Source organism: Intestinibacillus sp. Marseille-P6563, from assembly GCF_900604335.1.
Classification (GTDB): domain Bacteria; phylum Bacillota; class Clostridia; order Oscillospirales; family Butyricicoccaceae; genus Butyricicoccus_B.
In genome coordinates, this window is the sequence record NZ_UWOD01000001.1 from 201,728 (window position 1) to 221,269 (window position 19,542).

General features: G+C 51.3%; 17 protein-coding genes and 1 tRNA gene. 14 read left to right on the plus strand and 4 right to left on the minus strand.

Annotated elements, in window-relative coordinates:
* The first annotated feature begins 33 nt into the window (after positions 1–33).
* The 10 genes from EFB11_RS00990 to EFB11_RS01035 all read left to right on the plus strand — a co-directional run bounded on the left by EFB11_RS00990 (position 34) and on the right by EFB11_RS01035 (position 11,788).
* Positions 34–1,890, plus strand: coding sequence for a heavy metal translocating P-type ATPase (locus EFB11_RS00990; RefSeq protein WP_122788516.1), 1,857 nt, complete (start codon positions 34–36; stop codon positions 1,888–1,890).
* 151 nt (positions 1,891–2,041) lie between these two features.
* Entirely contained in the window at positions 2,042–3,211 is a 1,170-nt protein-coding gene (locus EFB11_RS00995; RefSeq protein WP_122788517.1) for an AI-2E family transporter, read from the plus strand.
* 132 nt (positions 3,212–3,343) lie between these two features.
* Positions 3,344–5,245 carry a molecular chaperone HtpG gene (gene htpG / locus EFB11_RS01000; RefSeq protein ID WP_122788518.1) on the plus strand — a complete coding sequence of 634 codons (1,902 nt, stop codon included), beginning with the start codon at positions 3,344–3,346 and terminating at the stop codon, positions 5,243–5,245.
* Between the two features lie 15 nt (positions 5,246–5,260).
* On the plus strand, positions 5,261–6,166 hold the full coding sequence (locus EFB11_RS01005; protein WP_122788519.1) for a diacylglycerol/lipid kinase family protein: 906 nt from the start codon (positions 5,261–5,263) through the stop codon (positions 6,164–6,166).
* A gap of 555 nt (positions 6,167–6,721) precedes the next feature.
* Positions 6,722–6,940, plus strand: coding sequence for a hypothetical protein (locus EFB11_RS01010; RefSeq protein ID WP_122788520.1), 219 nt, complete (start codon positions 6,722–6,724; stop codon positions 6,938–6,940).
* 99 nt (positions 6,941–7,039) lie between these two features.
* Entirely contained in the window at positions 7,040–7,279 is a 240-nt protein-coding gene (locus EFB11_RS01015; protein ID WP_122788522.1) for a hypothetical protein, read from the plus strand.
* A gap of 269 nt (positions 7,280–7,548) precedes the next feature.
* Entirely contained in the window at positions 7,549–8,787 is a 1,239-nt protein-coding gene (gene fabF / locus EFB11_RS01020) for a beta-ketoacyl-ACP synthase II (protein ID WP_122788523.1), read from the plus strand.
* Positions 8,788–8,804: 17 nt separating this feature from the next.
* Positions 8,805–10,451, plus strand: a complete 1,647-nt coding sequence (locus tag EFB11_RS01025; protein WP_206424137.1) for a class I adenylate-forming enzyme family protein — start codon at positions 8,805–8,807, stop codon at positions 10,449–10,451.
* 52 nt (positions 10,452–10,503) lie between these two features.
* Positions 10,504–10,926, plus strand: coding sequence for a ribonuclease Z (locus EFB11_RS01030; RefSeq protein ID WP_122788524.1), 423 nt, complete (start codon positions 10,504–10,506; stop codon positions 10,924–10,926).
* On the plus strand, positions 10,910–11,788 hold the full coding sequence (locus EFB11_RS01035) for a DNA/RNA non-specific endonuclease (protein ID WP_122788526.1): 879 nt from the start codon (positions 10,910–10,912) through the stop codon (positions 11,786–11,788). The genes EFB11_RS01030 and EFB11_RS01035 overlap by 17 nt, the downstream gene beginning before the upstream one ends.
* Positions 11,789–11,832: 44 nt before the next feature.
* On the opposite strand, the gene EFB11_RS16650 is transcribed toward EFB11_RS01035, so the two are convergent.
* Positions 11,833–11,994 (minus strand): hypothetical protein, encoded by a 162-nt coding sequence (locus tag EFB11_RS16650; RefSeq protein WP_164706534.1) that lies wholly within the window; start codon positions 11,992–11,994, stop codon positions 11,833–11,835.
* A 110-nt stretch (positions 11,995–12,104) separates the two neighbouring features.
* Between EFB11_RS16650 and EFB11_RS01040 the strand changes: the two genes are divergently transcribed.
* Both EFB11_RS01040 and EFB11_RS01045 read left to right on the plus strand, forming a co-directional pair.
* Positions 12,105–13,646, plus strand: coding sequence for a recombinase family protein (locus EFB11_RS01040; protein ID WP_164706535.1), 1,542 nt, complete (start codon positions 12,105–12,107; stop codon positions 13,644–13,646).
* Positions 13,624–14,310 carry a hypothetical protein gene (locus tag EFB11_RS01045; RefSeq protein WP_122788528.1) on the plus strand — a complete coding sequence of 229 codons (687 nt, stop codon included), beginning with the start codon at positions 13,624–13,626 and terminating at the stop codon, positions 14,308–14,310. The genes EFB11_RS01040 and EFB11_RS01045 overlap by 23 nt, the downstream gene beginning before the upstream one ends.
* A 39-nt stretch (positions 14,311–14,349) precedes the next feature.
* On the opposite strand, the gene EFB11_RS01050 is transcribed toward EFB11_RS01045, so the two are convergent.
* Together EFB11_RS01050 and EFB11_RS01055 are read right to left on the minus strand one after the other, a co-directional pair.
* Positions 14,350–15,552, minus strand: coding sequence for a class I SAM-dependent methyltransferase (locus EFB11_RS01050; RefSeq protein WP_122788530.1), 1,203 nt, complete (start codon positions 15,550–15,552; stop codon positions 14,350–14,352).
* 82 nt (positions 15,553–15,634) lie between these two features.
* Positions 15,635–16,999, minus strand: a complete 1,365-nt coding sequence (locus tag EFB11_RS01055; protein WP_122788531.1) for a citrate/2-methylcitrate synthase — start codon at positions 16,997–16,999, stop codon at positions 15,635–15,637.
* Positions 17,000–17,226: 227 nt separating this feature from the next.
* On the opposite strand from EFB11_RS01055, the gene EFB11_RS01060 reads away from it, so the two are divergent.
* Positions 17,227–17,303 (plus strand) — tRNA-Arg (locus tag EFB11_RS01060).
* Positions 17,304–17,387: 84 nt separating this feature from the next.
* Positions 17,388–18,770, plus strand: a complete 1,383-nt coding sequence (locus EFB11_RS01065) for a stalk domain-containing protein (protein WP_122788533.1) — start codon at positions 17,388–17,390, stop codon at positions 18,768–18,770.
* 37 nt (positions 18,771–18,807) lie between these two features.
* Here EFB11_RS01065 and EFB11_RS01070 read toward each other — a convergent pair whose 3' ends face one another.
* The gene (locus tag EFB11_RS01070; protein ID WP_164706536.1) at positions 18,808–19,515 is read right to left on the minus strand and encodes a peptidoglycan recognition protein family protein; all 708 of its coding nucleotides are present in this window, start codon (positions 19,513–19,515) and stop codon (positions 18,808–18,810) included.
* Positions 19,516–19,542 lie beyond the last annotated feature (27 nt).

Consider the following 19,542-nt stretch of genomic DNA (forward strand, 5'->3'; position numbering starts at 1 on the left):
CGGTTCCCTGTGTACTTGAAATAGGTGATACCCATGACAAAGAAACAAAAGAAAATGCTCGGCCGGATCGTGGTCAGCCTGGTGCTGTACATCGCGGCTTTACTGATCCCTGCCACTCGCTGGATGCAGCTTTTTCTCTACCTGATCCCCTATGCGATCATCGGCTGGGATGTACTCTGGCGCGCCATCCGCAATATTGCCCACGGCCAGGTATTCGATGAAAACTTCCTGATGGCTCTGGCAACGGTGGGTGCTTTTCTGGTGCAGGAAGAAAAAGAAGCGGTCGCGGTTATGCTGTTTTACCAGATCGGCGAATTGTTCCAAAGCTATGCCGTCGGCCGGTCACGGCAGTCAATCGCCAGTCTTATGGATATTCGTCCGGACTATGCGAATGTAGTGCAAGACGGCAAGCTTGTGTCGGTTGACCCGGATGAGGTAGAGATCGGCCAAACGATCGTAGTCAAGGCCGGTGAAAAAATCCCGATCGACGGCGTGGTCATCGAGGGTTCCTCCTCGCTGGACACCGCAGCCCTCACCGGAGAATCCGTCCCGCGGGATGTCTGCCCCGGCAGTGAAGTCATCAGCGGCTGCATCAATTTAAGTGGCCTGCTCCGTGTACGTACCACCAAGGCCTTTGGGGAATCGACCGTTTCCAAAATCCTGGACCTGGTGGAAAACTCAAGTGCCAAAAAGGCCAAGGCCGAAAATTTCATCACCAAATTTGCACGCTACTATACCCCGGCCGTGGTCATCGGCGCTGTGGCGCTTGCAGTTCTGCTGCCGCTGTTTACCGACATTGCCTGGACCGATTCAGTACACCGTGCGCTCATTTTCCTGGTTATTTCCTGCCCCTGTGCCCTGGTGATCTCCATTCCGCTGAGCTTTTTCGGCGGCATTGGCGGGGCATCCCGACAAGGCATTTTGGTCAAGGGTGGCAACTATCTGGAAGCACTGGCCAAGCCGGAAATCGTTGTATTTGATAAGACCGGCACCCTGACAGAAGGCGCTTTTCGGGTGACCGAAGTCCTCCCGGCGAAAGGCACGGCAGCCGAAGTGCTGGAAATCGCTGCTCTGGCTGAATCGTTCTCCAAGCATCCGATCTCGGCGTCGTTGCGCGAAGCCTATGGCAAACCACTGGATACGTCCCGTGTATCCGATGTCGAAGAGCTTGCCGGATACGGAATCTGTGCCAAGGTTGATGGTCGGCAGGTGTTGGCCGGCAATCATCGCCTGATGGAACGGGAGAGTATCTCCTGCCCCATACACGACACCATTGGCACGGTCATTTATCTTGCGGTCGGTGGGTCTTATGCGGGCTGCATTACCATTGCCGATGAAGTCAAGCCCGATGCCGCTGCCGCGATTCGCAAACTGCGTGGTCTCGGGGTACGGCGCACCGTCATGCTGACCGGAGACCGCCGCCGAACGGGTGAACATGTTGCCCAGGCGCTGGGACTGGATGAAGCCAAATGTGAACTGCTCCCGGCGGATAAGGTCGAAGCGGTCGAGCAGCTTTTGGAATCCAAATCCTCCCGCGGCGTATTGGTCTTTGTGGGCGATGGCGTAAACGATGCGCCGGTACTCTCCCGCGCCGATGTCGGTGTGGCCATGGGCGGTCTGGGCTCGGATGCTGCCATCGAAGCGGCCGATATCGTCCTGATGGATGACCAGCCCTCCAAGCTGGCAGCCGCCATTCACATTGCGAAAAAAACGCTGCGCATTGTCAAGCAAAACATTGCCTTTGCTTTGGGCATCAAACTGCTTGTGCTTCTCTTGGGCGCCTTTGGCAAGGCGAACATGTGGGAAGCCGTGTTTGCCGATGTCGGCGTTGCGGTGATTGCTATTTTAAACGCTTCCCGCATGCTGCACGTCGATTCCCAGTCAGCCTAAGGCATCTGAAAAGGATACCGCTGCATGGCGGTATCCTTCTTTTTTGCAATCTTTACAGAAACTTAACGCTTCTGGCTGACAATCCGTGCTATAATAGCCGCAGTCATCCACATTGTGGATGTTTTTTCGATGAAATTTGTGAGGTGAGACGATGGATCTAAACCGGAAAAACATGCAAAAGATTGCACTTTTGATCGTATTTACGATTTTGCTGCTGGTCGGTCTGCAAAAGTTTAATTATGTGATCGGCGGCGTGCATGCCATCTTTCATCTGGTGATGCCGTTTGTTGTGGGAGGCGCCATCGCTTTTATTTTAAATGTACCCATGTGCTTTCTGGAACGCAAGCTGTTCCCCCGCCGGTGGGGCCGCCGCTTAAATCCATTGTATCGTGTGCGCCGTATCTTTTCCTTGATTCTGACCTTTGCTCTTGTAATCGCAGTTTTGAGCATTCTGTCCCTGATGGTCATTCCGGAAATGGCACGGTCGTTTGTCACAGTGGGCGAGCGTATTACGATTTTTTCGGCGCAAGTCATCAACTATGTCAATGATCTTGCGACCAATTATCCGGAAATCGTGGCAGAAATCCAGAAATTCTTCTCCGACTGGAACAATATCGATTGGAAGAAAATCGGTGAACAGGTCTATAATTTCTTTGTCAACGGGAACATTGTAAATGATACGTTCAGTTTTGCAACGTCGGTGATCAACAGCATGACCAATTTTATCATTGGTCTGGTGTTTGCCATCTATCTTCTGCTGCAAAAAGAAACCCTCGGCGGACAGTTCAAGCGCGTTTTGTATTCGTTTGTACCCGAAGACAAAGCCGACCACTTCCTGGAGATCTGCCAGCTTACCCGCGACACGTTTTCCAGCTTTATTTCTGGCCAATGCTTGGAAGCCTGTATTTTGGGCCTGATGTTCTTTATCAGCATGAGTTTACTGCGTATGCCCTATGCTCTTGTCATCTCTGCGCTCATCGCTGTGACCGCGCTCATTCCCATTTTTGGTGCATTTATCGGCTGCGGCGTCGGTATCTTCCTGATTTTGATTGTCAGCCCGATTCAGGCGCTATGGTTTTTGATTTTGTTCCTGGTGTTGCAGCAAGTCGAAGGCAACCTGATCTATCCGCATGTTGTCGGCAGCTCGGTTGGCCTGCCCTCCATCTGGGTGCTCATGGCGGTCACCCTGGGCGCCAGCACCATGGGAATCGTGGGTATGATCATCAATATCCCGCTGTTTTCGATCGTCTATACCCTGTTGCGGCAATCGGTGCGCAGCCGTTTGCAAAAGCGCCAGATCAGCCGCCACAAACTGCGGTAAAAAATGAACGTGTTGTAAATCTTTTGCCTCAGGCTTGATTTTTTGGAGCATTGGTATTATTATCATCTTGTTAGCACTCGACACATCAGAGTGCTAATCCCAAATTTTAAATTCCCGAGGTGTATTGAAATCATGGCAAAAAAAGAATTTCAGGCCGAGTCCAAACGCCTGCTTGACCTCATGATCCATTCCATTTATACCCATCACGAGATCTTCCTGCGCGAACTGATCTCCAACGCATCGGATGCAACCGATAAGCTGTATTACAGCGCGATGCAGGAAGGCCGTACGGGCGTGACCCGCGATTCGCTGCCCATCCGTATCACACTCGATAAAGAGGCGCGGAAGCTGACAATCTCGGACAACGGCTGCGGCATGACGGCCGAAGAAATGGAAGAAAATCTGGGCACTATTGCCCATTCCGGTTCTCTGGCCTTCAAGCAGCAGATGGATGCCAAAGATAAGAACGATGTTGACATCATCGGCCAATTTGGTGTAGGCTTCTATGCAGCGTTTATGGTTGCCAAAACCGTAGAGGTCATCAGCCGTTCGGAAAAGACCGATGAATGCAATCGTTGGGTATCGGATGGCGCGGATGGTTACAGCATCGCTCCTTGTCAGCGCGATACCGTCGGTACAGACATCATCCTGACCATTAAGGACAATGCCGAAAACGAAAATTTTGACGAATATCTCGAACCCTTCCGCATTCAGGCAATCGTGCGGAAGTACTCCGATTATATCCGCTATCCCATCCAGATGGAGATGCCTCGCACCCGCATGAAGGAAGGCTGCGACCCGGAAAAGCCGGAATACGAGGATTACACGGAGCTGACGACCCTCAACTCCATGGTGCCGATCTGGAAGAAATCCAAGTCCGAACTTAAGGACGAAGATTATAATGCGTTCTACAAATCCAAATACTATGACTTTACCGACCCGGTCCGGCATATTCATATGAGCACCGAAGGTGCTGTCACCTTCCATGCCCTGCTGTTTATTCCGGCCAGCGCACCCTTCAACTACTATACCAAGGATTATGAAAAGGGATTGCAGCTGTATTCCAACGGTGTTTTGATTATGGAACGCTGCGCCGACCTGTTGCCCGATCATTTTAATTTTGTGCGGGGTCTGGTCGACAGCGCTGATTTGTCGCTGAACATCTCGCGTGAAATGCTGCAGCACGACCGGCATTTGAAGCTCATTGCCAACAACTTAGAAAAGAAGATCAAGTCCGAATTGCTCAGCCTGCTCAAGAACGACCGGGAAAAGTATGAGGAATTCTTCAAGTCGTTCGGCATGCAGCTGAAATATGGCACATATGTAGAGTATGGTACGCATAAGGAACTGTTGCAGGATCTGCTGCTGTATATGTCGTCGACCGAAAACAAGATGGTTACGTTGGAAGAATACGTATCCCGCATGAAGGAAGATCAGAAATTCATCTATTATGCTTGTGGTGAAAGCGCAGCCAAGATCAGCCTGCTGCCCCAGATGGAGCGTTTGCGCGATAAGGGCTATGAAGTGCTGTATATGACCGATTCGATCGATGAATTCTGCGTCAAGATGATGCAGAAGTTCCAGGATAAAGAGTTCAAGTCCATCACCGACGGCGATCTCGGCCTGGAAAGCGAAGAAGAAAAACAGGAGATCGAAAAGCTTTCTGCGGACAACAAGACCTTGCTGGATGATCTTAAGACCGCTCTGGGCGACAAAGTCACCCGCGTACAGCTCACCTCCCGCTTGAAGAGCCATCCCTGCTGCCTGTCGACCGAAGGTGCCGTTTCGCTGGAAATGGAAAAGGTACTCAAAGCGCAGCGCATGGGCAATGAACCGGAAGTCAAGGCCGAGCGCGTGCTGGAACTGAATGCCACGCACCCGATCTTCCAGAAGCTGTGTGCTCTGTCCGGCGACCAAGACAAACTCAAGACCTATGCCGACATTCTGTATACCCAGGCACAACTCATCGAAGGCATTGCGCCGGAAGATCCGGTTGCCTATGCCAACGCGGTTTGCAGTCTTTTGTCGGAATAAAGGAGATATAGACCTATGCCGCAAAAGTTATTGTTTATTGTCAATCCGAATTCAGGCAAAGGCGAAATGCGTTTGCATGTTGTGGATTGTGTCGATCAATTTGTCAAAGCTGACTATGAGGTCACGCTGTACACAACCCAAAAAGCCGGCGATGCAACCCGCATCGTCGCTACCCGCGGCAGCGATTTTGATCTAATCGTGTGCAGCGGCGGTGACGGCACCCTCAATGAAACGGTCGGCGGATTGATGCAGCTGGAGGAAAAGCCGGCGCTTGGATACATCCCTTCGGGTACAACCAATGACTTTGCGAGCAGTCTGCAAATTCCCAAAAAGCCGCTTGATGCTGCGGCTTTGATCTTAAACGGCATGCCATCCAGCGTGGATGTCGGCAGCTTTAATGGCCGTTATTTTACCTATGTCGCTGGTTTTGGCGCTTTTACCGAGGTGTCCTATTCCACCCCGCAAAACACAAAGAATGCGCTCGGCCGGTTGGCTTATATTCTGGAAGGCATCAAATCCTTGCCTACACTACGCAACTACCATGTCCGTGTGGAAAGCGAATCCCAATCGGTGGAAGGTGATTTTATCTTTGGTATGGTCACCAATGCCACCACAGTTGGTGGATTCAAAGGAATCATTGCCAACGATGTCGGCCTGGATGACGGCTTATTTGAAGTGTTCCTGGTCAAAGCACCAACCAATCCCATCGAATTGCAAATGGTCTTCAATGAGATTTTGGTTTCACCGGAGCAATGTAAATTTGTAACGCGTTTTAAAGCTCAGCATGTGCGTTTTGTGTCCGATATCGAAGTCCCCTGGACCTTGGACGGCGAGTTTGGCGGGGCTCCGCAGGTTGCTGAGATCGTCAACCATCAAAAAGCGTTGCATCTTTTTGTCGGCCCCACATCCCCGGTAACGTAAAAAGAAAGGTAGTGCGAGTTTGCTGCACTACCTTTCTTTTTATTTATCGATACGTATATATACGGGCTGCAAGACCCGTGCCCCCGGCAGAAATGCTTGGACAAACCGAGCGATGCGGCCGATTCTGCCACCGCGTTGGGATTCATTCCATAGAATATGATATAAGGGTTTCATGGGGATTCTCTCATTTGCTGGAACAATCATTGAGAAAACAAGTCTTCTTCTGATTATTATATCGGATTCTTCAGTTTCAGAGTTGGACAATCCATGTCGTGAAAATGAACAGACTGTAAATTTTGAAACATTTTCTCGCTTTCACTCCAGGGGTCTGCACAGGTTAATATATTTTGAACACCCATCGAATATCCCTTGTTCTTCTGCGCATTCAATGGTATAATCGGTTCATAAAGGTAGAAAAACGTATTTTTTTGTTGAAAAAGATGTTACTCTGTCGATAGAAAGCGAATTTCGGATTTCAAAAATTTTCTTTCAGCTCCCGTGACCATCGGGTCACGGACAACCAAAAGGAGGGCTGTAAGCTTTAGGAGGCGCAAAATGTTTTTTATACAGATGAATGTCCGTGGCAAAACAATGTACCTGCATAACCATCGTTTGGCTTTGTATCTTCCCGATTACGCGCGCCGGTTCCATACCGAAGCGGCAGCGCTGCGCTTTATGAAGCGGCATGATGCTCCCAATCAGTTTCCCTGGCGTATCATTGAGATCGCTGATTCTGAACTGTGTTCTCGCCGCTATTTGAAGGTTGGCATGTAATCGCGATCGCTGCCCAAGAAAGAGTCACCAGTTGTATGCCCGATACATAGTCTGACAATGAAGAAAGCTTCTTCAATTTCTTAATTGGAGGTCATACTCATGTCAGAAAAAATCGCACCCGGCCCGGTTGGCGGTGGCTCTTGCTTCCGGGAAGCTGTTTGTATCCATACCAATAAGGTTTATGATTCCTGCAAAAGCAAGGAATGCATCCGTGACCTGCGCGTCTATTTGACCACAGAGTCTCAGAACTTCATCAACAACAACAGTGTTTCGGTAAAGCCGCGCGCAGCCGAATTGCTGTATGTGAACATCGATGTAGAAAAGGTACCGTATAAATGAGTACCCCCTGCTTTTCACATCCTCCTGCGTATCGATGCAGGGGGATTTTCCTTTTTATAACATACAGTTCAATCCTAATGCAGGAAAAACATGGGCATTCTTGTCGCTAAAACGACCAGAGAATCGGCCATGCAATACCGACTATTTTTAGGAGGTTTGACCAAAAATGCACAAATACCTTTGCATGCCGCCCAGAAACCCTTTTTATTTTAAGGGGATTTTGCTATAATAAAGCATTATAAAAGATTCAAAATAAGGGGGAACATCGTTTGAAACAGGATAAACTTGTCATTACTGGCATGGGGGCAGTCACACCCATCGGCATTGGTGTGGCGAATTATTGGAAGGCGCTGACGAGCGGCATGTGCGGCATCGGACCGATCACCCGATTTGATGCCTCGAACTTGCCCGTTCAGATCGCGGCCGAACTCAAAGATTTCGATCCGTCTGCTTTCATGCCCAAAACACTTGCACGCACGATGGACCCATTTATGCAGTATGCGTTTGCTGCCGCCGAAGAAGCTCTCGAAGACAGTGGTCTGTGCATTGAACCAGAAAATGAACGCATCGGCATCGTAATGGGCACCGCGATGGATGGTGTGACCACGGTTGCGCAAACACAGGCTTCTTTTGACGAAGGCCATCGCGTAGGTCCCCGCTTTGTTCCTATGACCATTGGCAACATCGCAGCGGCACAGATCGCCATCGCACACGGCATTCACGGCCCGAGCCTCACGCTCAATACCGCTTGCTCGGCAGGTGGCGACGCGGTTATGACGGCAGCCATGCTGCTGCGTACGGGCGAAGCAGATGCCGTTCTGGCCGTTGGTGGGGAAAGCATTCTATGCCCGATTGTCGTATCCGGCTTGTCCCAGGCCAAGGCACTCTCCCGCCGCAACGACGATCCCGCCAGTGCCTGCCGTCCCTTTGATGCTGACCGGGATGGCTTTGTCATTGGTGAAGGCGGCGGCGCCCTGTTGATCGAAACCGAAGCCCATGCCCTGGCACGCGGAGCGACCATCTATGCCGAACTGGCGGGTTATGCCAACACCTCGGATGCCCATCATGTGACGGCGCCCTGTCCGGATGGTGCTGGCGCTGCGGCCTGCATGCAGCGCGCCCTTGCACGTGCCAACATGCAGCCATCGGACATTGGGTATATCAATGCCCACGGCACCTCGACCCCGCTCGGCGACAAGGCGGAAACCATGGCCATCAAAGCAGTCTTTGGCGGTCCGGAATCGGCGCCGCCGATTTCTGCGACCAAATCGGCAACCGGCCATCTGATGGGGGCCGGTGGTTTGACCGAAGCTATCGCCTGCATTCTGGCGATTCGTGACGGTATTCTGCCGCCCACGTTAAACTTAAACACCCCAGACCCGGACTGCGATCTGGATTATGTGCCCAAGGTTGCCCGAAAAGCAACAATCGAAGCTGCTATGAGCAATTCGCTCGGCTTCGGCGGCCAAAATTCCAGCCTGATCGTAAAAAAATACCACCGCGCTTAATATAAGGAGAAATCGATTTGTCCAGCACTTACACGTATGATGTTTCGATGTTTCGCGAAACTTTTGAAACCGAATACACTTATTTAAATGGATTTTTACGCAATGTATCCCGCTTTGGCAATGCGCCCGCCCTGCACGACCCGCAATCGGGCCGCCGCTGGACCTATCGGGAACTGAATGCCGAAGCCAACCATTTGGCGCATGCGCTGCGGGCGGACGGCGTCGGCAAAAATGATGTCGTGATGTTCACCCTGCTCAATTCGCCTGAATTTGTATTTTTCTATCTGGCAGCCCATAAAATCGGCGCGATTGCCTGCCCGGTCAATTACCGTCAAGGCGCTGGTGAAATCGCTCTGGTCATCGATGACAGCTGTCCCAAAGCCTTTGTCTATGATGCGGATTTTGGCGATCTGTCCTACCAGGCTCTGGAGCTTGCCAAACACAAACCGTCTCGCGTCATCTTCGTAGATTATAAAAATGAGAAGTCTGCGCCGGAAGGCACGGTTGCATATCGTGATTATGTGGTCGGGCAGTCGGATGAAAATCCGCCGATCGATTTCCATCCGCATATTTACGATGAAACCACACGGCTGTACACTTCGGGTACCACCAACCGTCCCAAGGGTGTGCCGATCAACAACATCAACGAAGTCCTTTCGGCCCATGATGTCATCATGCACTTTCCGCTGTCGCCGACCGACCGCACGATGAATATGACCCCCTGGTTCCACCGCGGCGGCATTCATTCGGGCGGCCCCTGCCCTACCCTGTACGCTGGCGGTGAAATCGTGATTTTACGCGATTTCCACCCGCGCACCTGCTTGGAATATGCGGAAAAGTATCAAGTTACTTTTCTTATCGGTGTGCCCACGATTTTGGCCATGCTGGCCCGGACACAGGAACGCACGCCTTTTGACCTGTCCGCGCTGCGCGGTATCGTGACCATGGGCGCTCCCTTTGAAAAAGCTGCCTGCGAAAAATACATGCAGCTGCTCACGCCCGATATTTTCAATGGGTATGGCACTACCGAAACCTTCTGGAACACCTTCCTGCGTCCTTATGATTTGCCCGATATGTCTGGCTCCGCCGGGCGTTCCTGCACCGATGATGATGTCCGTGTGGTTATGGTGCATGAAGATGGTTCCCATGCCGAGCCGGATGAAACTGTGCCGCGCGATGGCCAGACCGCAGGCGAAGTCATCATCCGTTCGCCTGCCAAGAGTGCGTTTTGCTATTTCAACAACGCCGAAATGACCGCTCAGAAATTTTATAAGGGCTGGCTGTATACCGGCGATATGGCCACTTGGGATGACAATGAATTTGTCACCATCTGCGGCCGAAAAGACGACATGATCGTATCGGCCGGTGAAAATATCTATCCGACGCAAATCGAAGCCGTGCTCAACGAGCATCCCAAGGTAGCCGAAAGCGCGGTCATCGGTATCCCGGATAAGCTGCGCGGCGAAGTCGTAGCCGCCTACGTCGTACCGTCTGACGACAGCCTGGCGGTCGAAGAACTCAAACAATATTGCATCCAGTCCCCCATGCTGTCCTCGTATAAATGGCCGCGGTCGTATACGTTGGTAAAAGAATTGCCGCATACGGCGACCGGTAAGCTCATGCACTATAAGCTGCGCCAACAGGTGCTACAACCAAACAAGTAATCGTGCGCCGGCGGCCCAAAGACGCCGGTTTCTCTTGGAAGGAGAGGATTCTTTGATTCTGCTCGTTTGCCTGGACGACCGCAACGGAATGCAGTTTCATGGCCGCCGCCAAAGCCAAGACCGCCTGGTGCGGCAGGACATGCTCACCCAGGCCGCTGGCCGCCGGTTGTGGATGGATGCCGCAACGGCGCGTCAATTCACCGAGCCGGATGCGTCCATCTGCATTGCCGAAGATGCCGCTCAGCAAGCCGCGCCGGGCGAGTATTATTTTGCCGAATCCCCTGATCGGCTGCCTCCTTTGGATAAAATGGAACAACTCATCGTCTATCGCTGGAATCGCCACTATCCATCGGATGCACAGTTCCCGATTGTGTTGGAGGCTCCTGCCTGGCAACGCTACGAAATGACCGAATTTCGCGGCTACTCTCATGAAAAAATCACAAAGGAAGTTTATATCCATGAAAACAATCGCTAAATGGACCGCCCTTGTTGTATGTTTCCTGTTTTTCAGCGGCTGCGCGCCCATTTCGGTGGAGCCTGAGGACTCTTTTTCGCTGGATGCAGTTCCTGCATTTTCCGGGGAACCATACGTTGTTATTGATGACAATCAGCCGCATTTTGACGAAACGAATACCGATTCCTTTGAATCGTACAGCGAGTTGGATGCCCTGGGACGGTGTGGAACTGCCTATGCCAACATTGGTTCTGACCTCATGCCGACCGAGGAACGCGAAAGCATCAGCAATGTCAAGCCCTCCGGTTGGGTCAATCGGGAATACGATGCCGATTTGGTCGATGGACGATATCTTTATAACCGTTGCCATCTGATCGGATACCAGCTCACCGGCGAAAGTGCCAATGAGAAAAATCTCATTACAGGCACGCGCTACCTCAATGTGGAAGGGATGCTGCCGTTTGAAAACATGGTAGCCGACTACATCAAGGAAACCGACAATCATGTTTTGTATCGGGTCACTCCGATTTTCGAAGGCGACAATTTAGTGGCCAGCGGTGTCCATATGGAAGCTCTGTCGGTCGAAGATGACGGCGAAGGCATCTGTTTTAACATTTATGCTTACAACAATCAACCCGGCATCACCATCGACTATGCAACGGGTGAAAACTGGCTGGATGGTAAGCAGCCTGCCGACTCTTCTGCCGCTTCTTCGGCGTCTACTACCAATACATATATTCTCAACACGAACTCTAAGAAATTCCATACAACCGACTGCTCGAACGCAGCAACCATCAAGGACTCCAACCGACAGACTTACCAAGGCAGTCGGGAGGATTTAATCAACCAAGGGTACTCCCCTTGCGGACAATGTAAACCTTAAATAAGAAAGACGTGCATTCCAACTGCCGGGATGCACGTCTTTTTTTATTCAGATTCCTGCTGTCGGTCCAGAACTTGCCGATATAACCGCGCCGCGACCCTTTGATATTGCCGCTGCCGCTCTTGCCGCTCGGTTTCGGACCCTGTCTCATCTGTTATGATCTGTACCATACCGACGCCCTCGACTCGAATCTCTCGCCCCATCATCCTCACCTCATTTTTATCCTATGCGCATTTTTTCCTTTCAGTCCACCTGGCATCAATCGGCTTCCGGATGAATATCGAAGAAACAGAGATCTTTGAAAGGAGTCATGACCATGACAGAGGTTTCAGGCGCCCATGTGGTGTTATATTTGCGAAAATCCCGAGCCGATATCGAAGCTGAACAATCGGGTGCTGGCAACACTTTGGCGCGGCACCGGCGCACTTTGACCGACCTCGCGGCTCGGATGCAGCTGACCATCGATGCCATTTATGAAGAAGTCGTATCGGGTGACACCATTGCCGCCCGCCCGGAAATGCAGCGTTTACTCTCCGAAGTAGAAGCCGGGTTATGGGATGCGGTGCTGGTGATGGAAGTCGAACGTCTGGCGCGCGGCGATTCGATCGATCAAGGCATCGTCGCCCGCGCCTTTCGATATTCGGGGACAAAAATCATCACGCCGTCTAAAATTTACGACCCCTGCAATGAATTTGACGAGGAATTTTTAGAGTTTGGACTGTTCATGTCCCGCCGGGAATATCAAACCATTCGCCGTCGCCTTACTGCCGGGGTGCAGGCTTCCCGGCGCGAAGGAAAGTATACCGGTTCGGTCCCGCCCTATGGCTATCTTAAACAAAAGCTGAGCGGCGAAAAAGGCTTTACCCTTGTCCCCGACCCGCAAACCGCCCCGATTGTGCAGCAAATCTTTTCCTGGTTTTTGACCGACCGGCTCTCGATGGTGGAAATCAGTAAACGGCTCAATGCCGGAGCCGTTCCCCGTCCGAACGGCGGCGTCTGGTATCCCAAAACGATTGCCAATCTGCTGGGAAATCCCCATTATGCCGGATATACGACCAATTCCCGCCGCCCGGTCAAGGCTGTGATTCGAGATGGCGCTATACGCAAAACCCGTCCGCGCAACACGCAGCAACTTGTGTTCTACGAAGGGCGTCATCCAGCTTTGGTCTCCCGCGAACAATGGCAGGCAGCTCAGAAGCGCTTGCAAGCACATGCCGCGCCCCCGGTGCCGCGTGGCAAGGGGCAAACGAATGCCTTTTGTGGCCTTTTATACTGTTCGGTCTGTGGCTCCCGCATGCAGCGCGGCCAATATGGAAAAAACAGCCCCAGAAAACCCTATCTTTTTTGTATGCGCCGCGGCTGCGCGACTGTATCCTCTTCCTATGAGGCGGTGGAAGCCCTCGTGCAGGCCGTTTTGCAGACCTGGCCGCTGACCTGGGACCCAACCGATTTGCCGGATGACCACGCCATCCGCGCACACAGCCTTGCAGGGCTCCACCAACGACTCGACCGGATTGGCCTGCAACAAACGCGCGCAATGGAATTTTTGGAAACCGGGGTGTATTCTCCCGAAATATTTCGAACGCGCATCGCGGCACTGGATGTAGAACGGAAACAGATCGAGCAAACGCTGGATGCCCTCGCGCATGCGCCGACAGCGCCACAAATACCCGTTCCTTCTATTTCTGCACTCTATACCCAGCTGACGCCAAGTGAACAAAATGAACTGCTTAAAACCCTGATCGAAAAAATCGTCTACCAAAAGTCGGAACGAACAACACCCGGTTTTGCGGGCGACCTTACCTTGACGATCTATCCCCGGCTTCCGTATCCAGTTGAAAGCGTGCGGTCCATATAATCGTGGCTTCTACTCGGTCGATGTTCGTTTCTTCTATCGCATCTCGGTCGAGGCCAACACCACGGTTGGCTGCCCGCGTCTGCTCAACGGTCTGGCAGTATACGACAAGCGCTGCATCCTGTTCGGCAGCGAAGGCGGCGCGCGCATCTTTAGTTCGCGCTATACGCCCGATGCACCGGATTATCAGTATATGCAGCGCGCCAACAATCCGACTGCGGTGATCGAAACCGTCGAGCCCATCCTGTTGGAAGCAAAGATTGTAGAGCCGACCTATTGCTGCGGCTGCTGCTGCGAAATCAATTCGGTTCCGGCTCCGATCTGCCAGTGCTTTGGCGGCGAAGAACTGGATCTGAGCGATTCGGGCAACCGTCTGTTTGTTACCATCGGTCAGTTCTCGATCATGCGTCTGGAACGCGATATTCAGCTGCTGATGCCGGCGTATGACATCTGCATGCCCGAGCGTGACTGCAACTGCACGGGCGCTGGCGGTGAGACCGAAGATCCCTGCGAGATCTTTGACCGCTTCGAGTTCCCGGTCGATGCCTTCTTCCCGCCGCGGCGTGATGATCACGACTCCTGCGGCTGCAACAATGGCTGCGGTTCCGGTTGTGGTTCCAATGTTGGCAACAACAATTCGGGTTGCTGCAAGCCCCGCTGCAAGTAAAGCAACAAGGCCAGTACATCACGTACTGGCCTTGTTTTTTTATCCGATGAGATCATCGTCTGTAATAAAGAACGAATCGGACTGCATCCGACATTGCCGGTCGAGTTCGGAATCGGTCCCCACCGTGCGGCGCACGGCTTCATACGCTGCCCGGGCACTTTCGTTGGCTTGTCCGGTATATACACCGCGAATCAGCAGATTTTTCGGCGTATCCAGCGGCGAAATATATTCGACGACCGATACTTTATACCCTTCTGCTTCGAGTTTCAGGGCGCGCATGCTATCGGTCAGCACATCGTTAAAGCGGGCTTTGAAGACACCGTATTTGGTCAGCGGCTCCAAACCTGGAATGTGATACTGGTCGAGCAGTTCTTTATGGCAACACGGTACACACGCGATGTATTTCGCCCGGGCCCGAATCGCGGTCCCCAACGCCAAATCGGTCGCAATATCGCACGCATGCAGGGAAATTACGGCGGTCACATGCTTGGGCGGCTGATAAGTGCGCAAATCGGCCTGAATAAACTCCATATTATGATACCCAAGCCGTTTGGCCATTTTGCGGCTTTCGGCAACGACATGTTCGTTAATGTCAATGCCAATCACCCGGCAGCGGCGACGCAGCACATCCCGCAAGTAATAGTTCATCACAAAGCTGAGATAAGATTTTCCGCAGGCACAATCGAGCAACAGGATTTCTTCGCTATCGTCTTTTTGAAACATGGGCGCTACCAGTTCGACATAATGGTCGATCTGGTTATACTTGCGGATCATATCGTTTTTGATTTTCCCTTCGGCAGTCAGGATGCCAATTTCACGCAGCAAATCGGCGGCCTGATCCACCCGAATCCAGTATTCCCGCCCCCCGGCTAACAGCGGATTGGCCGCGGCAGCTGTACTTTCCGGTGTGCTTTGCCGCTCGGCCTGCTTCATATTGACCCCGCGGGAATTGCACGTAATGGTCAGCACAGCCCCTCGCTCGGTATATTGCAGAATCGATTCTTCGTATTGTTCGGCTTGCTGCGCAAAAAACTCGGTCGCCTGTACGGCGTCTACCTGTCGGTCTGCCCCTTGAAAATGCAGCCGGTATCCGGTATCCTGCAAGGACAGTTTGCCCTCAAATTTTTTCTTGCCGGCACGGAATGTATAGGATACATCGACAAAATAATCCCGGTTCTGCTCTAACCGTGCGCGGATACCGACCAGTAAAAGCTTTAATTTATTTCGATCGCCTTTCTGCATTGCGTTCTCCCTCTCCCAATGATTTCATTTTGGCACGGCTTATTATAGCATGCTTTCCCCTGTAAATACAAGCAAACATCCATTAGCGCTCTTCTAACGGCACATAGTCCCGCTGGCCATGAATGGACAGATAAGCTGGACGGATGATCTTATCGGTGTTGATGAGTTCTTCCAGGCGGTGTGCGCTCCATCCTACGATGCGTGCCGCAGCAAACATCGGGGTATACAGTTCCAGCGGCAGACCCAGCATGGAATAGACAAAGCCCGAATAAAAGTCTACATTGGCGCTAACGCCTTTATAAATCCGGCGTTCTTCCTGAATGATCTGCGGAGCAATTCGCTCAACCAATTCATATAATGCAAAATCCTCGTTCCGATGCTTTTCGCGCGCAAGCTGGCCAACGAAGCTCTTGAATATCTGTGCACGTGGATCGGATAGCGAATACACAGCATGTCCCATGCCATAAATCAGGCCTTTTTTGTCAAAGGCTTCTTTGTGCAGCAGTTTGCGCAGGTAGTCGGCCACTTCTTCTTCATCGTCGGTATGCACCACATGCTGCCGCAGATCGTCAAACATCTGCACAACTTTAATATTGGCTCCACCATGCTTGGGACCTTTTAGGCTTCCCAGGGCTGCGGAAATCGCTGAATAGGTGTCTGTCCCCGACGAGGTGACAACATGGGTCGTAAACGAAGAATTATTGCCGCCTCCATGTTCCATATGCAAAACCAGTGCCAAATCCAAAACGCGGGATTCCAGCGGTGTAAACTGCATGTCGGGCCGTAAGATTCGCAGGATATTTTCGGCTGTGCCCAAACTGTCGGACGGATAATGGATATACATACTGCCGCCGCATTCATAGTGATTATAAGCATGATAGGAATATGCAGCCAGCATGGGAAAGACCGAAATGAGCATCAGGCATTGCCGTAAAACGTTGGGCAGGCTGATGTCATCGCAGGAATCATCATATGAGGCCAGGGTCAGTACGCTCCGCGAAAGTGTATTCATCAGGTCATGAGAAGAAGCTTTCATTACGACATCGCGTACAAAGTTGGTCGGCAACGTTCTGCCATCGGCCAGTAGTTTTTGAAAATTTTTGAGTTGCTGTTCATCGGGCAATTCTCCAAACAGCAGCAAAAAAGCCGTTTCTTCAAACCCATCCCGGTCACCCTTGATGAAGCCGCGTACCACATCGTTGATATTATATCCACGATAATACAATTCCCCATCGCAGGATTCTTCCTTTCCATCCACAACCTTTTTGGAAATGATTTCGGATATATTGGTAAGTCCTGCGACGACACCTTTACCATCTAAATCGCGCAGGCCACGCTTTACATGCATATCTTGATAGAGTTTGCCATCAATCTGACTGTTTTGTTTGCACAATGCAGCCAATTCTTCGACCTCGGCATTTACGGTAAGCATGCGATTTTCTGCCATCTTGATGCTCCTCCTTTGGATGTAACACAATTTGATTCAATTATATCAAATTTCGCCCTTTTTTTCTTTCGCAAAATACGGGATTCTTCTAAACATTTTGTAAACTTTCTATGGCATGCAGCGTATAGACTGGCAAGGCGTTTGATAGTATACCGCTTTATAATAGAAATTTTTCCAAAAGCTCTTTACAAATTCTCCGAGATATGCTATTATTCTATATGTTATCCGCGTCCGTAGTTCAATTGGATAGAGCGTCAGATTCCGGTTCTGAATGTTGGGGGTTCGAGTCCCTTCGGGCGTGCCAAAACAATGAATATCCACTCCGTGCTTTTGTGAAAACTACGGAGTGGATTTTTTTATAATTTCAAAAAGTAAAGGAGTGGTAAACATGAAAAAGAAACTGCTGGCGGCATGGCTCGCACTATGGATGCTAGCATGCAACGCCTGGGCGGTCGATTTGTATGTCGATGGCAGCGCTTTGCAAACCGATGCACCACCTACCCTTGTCAGCGGACGCACGCTTGTCCCCTTACGCGCGATTTTTGAAGCGCTGGATGCAGATGTTGCCTGGAACGACGCCACCCAGACTGCTGCAGCCCAAAAAGACAGCACACAAATCCAGGTGACGATCAATCAGACCACTGCCTATGTCAATGGTCAGCCACAAGCTTTGGATGTTCCAGCGCAGCTCATAAATGGCCGCACGATGGTACCAGCGCGCTTTGTCTCCGAATCCCTGGATGCGCGTGTGCTATGGGATGCGAACGCCCAAAGCGTTTATGTGATCACTCCCGATCACGATGCCCTGGTGGTAGAATATCTGGATGTTGGACAGGCGGATAGCATCTTATTGTCCAGTGATGGCGAATATATGCTGATCGATGCCGGTAACAATTCCGACGGGGATGACATTGTACAGTATCTGCAATCGGTCGGAGCAAACACCCTCAAATATGCCGTTGGCACACATGCTCATGCCGACCATATTGGCGGGATGGATGATGTAATCGAAGATCTGCACGTTGAAAACCTTCTTTTGCCCAGCACGGTCACCAATACACAGACGTATACCGATGTTCTGGACGCAGCGGCAGCCAAGAACCTAACAGTCACCGTGCCACAAAAAGGAGCTATCTATTCGCTGGGCGACACCCAGATTTCTGTGATTGCTGCGGAGCAATCGACCAATCTGAACAATACCTCCATTGTTTTAAAAGCAACCTATGAAAATACTGCTTTCCTGTTTATGGGGGATGCTGAAACCGAAGTGGAAAACACCATCCTTTCGTCTGGCACTCCTGTGCAATGCGATGTGCTGAAAGTTGGGCACCATGGTTCGGATACCTCTACTAGCAACGCATTTCTGGCGGCAGTATCGCCGGAAGCAGCTGTTATCAGCTGCGGTGCGGGCAATTCGTACGGCCATCCCAGCGCCAGCACTCTCGAAAAGCTGGCAGGGATTCCGGTCTGGCGTACCGATTTAAACGGTACGATCATTGCGATGACCGATGGACAGACATGCCGCCTGACGGCCAGCCAAGGCACAGCCTCTACTACAACACCGCCATCGATCCCGACCACGCCGCCCAGTGAGCCTACCGTCGACCCCGATACGGATTCCAATCCCGGCGTTCCCTCCACGGTTTATATTACCCGAACCGGAAAGCGTTATCACTACAAGGCGAGCTGCGCTGGGAAAAATGCAATATCGACCACTCTGTCGGATGCCAAATCCCGTGGACTGACCCCATGTCAAAAATGTGCTGCATAAAAAAGAGTGCAGGCGATCATCGCCTGCACTCTTTCTATTATTTTCCCAAGTCTTTCATCAGTTCCGGTAATTTTTCAATTTTTCCCCCGGTCAATCGATCCAAATAAACGACAGGCTGCAACGTAGATTCCTGTACATCGATTTCCCCTTTTTCATCTTTAGCGATATATCCCGACTGCACCAGCCGAGTAAAGGTATCTTGCGCCCACTTCGGCATTTCCGGCACATACTTATAGACCTTCATGACTTCTTCCTCCTGTTCTCCGGCGAGTGCTTTCTGAAAAGCCTGCCACATGGATGGATGATCAACAAAGGGACCTGGACAGTATTTCCCGGTCACATCATAATGGCGAAGCACATGATCGAGTGGTACGTTATATTGCGCCATCAGTTCGCGTACAAATTGAACCGTTCGATCGATCGTCGCCTGCCGAATGGCCATTCCTTTGCCGGTCAGACACATCTCTACCCCAATCGAATTGGAATTCCGGCACTCCGGATGAACATATACTTTTGCCCCACAATGATAGGCGATATGCGTGACTGGAACACTGCTCCAGATCTCTTTTTCATCAACAAAATAATGGGCACTTGCCGGGGCCCCAAGCGCTTCCCGTGCAAAATAATCCGCATTGTTTTTTGCCGTATCCCCTTCATTGCTCGTATAATGGATCACAATATAGAGAACTTCTTTTAATTTACCGCCATAGTTGGATCGATTGCATAATTTTGTTTGAATCTCCATCTTCATTGCCTCCGAATGACTCTGTGG

Excerpts from the sequence above, each read along its gene's own strand:
- EFB11_RS00990 (WP_122788516.1), top strand. The coding sequence starts at position 34 with ATGACAAAGAAACAAAAGAAAATGCTCGGCCGGATCGTGGTCAGCCTG.
- EFB11_RS00995 (WP_122788517.1), top strand. The coding sequence starts at position 2,042 with ATGGATCTAAACCGGAAAAACATGCAAAAGATTGCACTTTTGATCGTA.
- htpG (WP_122788518.1), top strand. The coding sequence starts at position 3,344 with ATGGCAAAAAAAGAATTTCAGGCCGAGTCCAAACGCCTGCTTGACCTC.
- EFB11_RS01005 (WP_122788519.1), top strand. The coding sequence starts at position 5,261 with ATGCCGCAAAAGTTATTGTTTATTGTCAATCCGAATTCAGGCAAAGGC.
- EFB11_RS01010 (WP_122788520.1), top strand. The coding sequence starts at position 6,722 with ATGTTTTTTATACAGATGAATGTCCGTGGCAAAACAATGTACCTGCAT.
- EFB11_RS01015 (WP_122788522.1), top strand. The coding sequence starts at position 7,040 with ATGTCAGAAAAAATCGCACCCGGCCCGGTTGGCGGTGGCTCTTGCTTC.
- EFB11_RS01035 (WP_122788526.1), top strand. The coding sequence starts at position 10,910 with ATGAAAACAATCGCTAAATGGACCGCCCTTGTTGTATGTTTCCTGTTT.
- EFB11_RS16650 (WP_164706534.1), bottom strand. The coding sequence starts at position 11,994 with ATGATGGGGCGAGAGATTCGAGTCGAGGGCGTCGGTATGGTACAGATC.
- EFB11_RS01040 (WP_164706535.1), top strand. The coding sequence starts at position 12,105 with ATGACAGAGGTTTCAGGCGCCCATGTGGTGTTATATTTGCGAAAATCC.
- EFB11_RS01050 (WP_122788530.1), bottom strand. The coding sequence starts at position 15,552 with ATGCAGAAAGGCGATCGAAATAAATTAAAGCTTTTACTGGTCGGTATC.
- EFB11_RS01055 (WP_122788531.1), bottom strand. The coding sequence starts at position 16,999 with ATGGCAGAAAATCGCATGCTTACCGTAAATGCCGAGGTCGAAGAATTG.
- EFB11_RS01065 (WP_122788533.1), top strand. The coding sequence starts at position 17,388 with ATGAAAAAGAAACTGCTGGCGGCATGGCTCGCACTATGGATGCTAGCA.
- EFB11_RS01070 (WP_164706536.1), bottom strand. The coding sequence starts at position 19,515 with ATGGAGATTCAAACAAAATTATGCAATCGATCCAACTATGGCGGTAAA.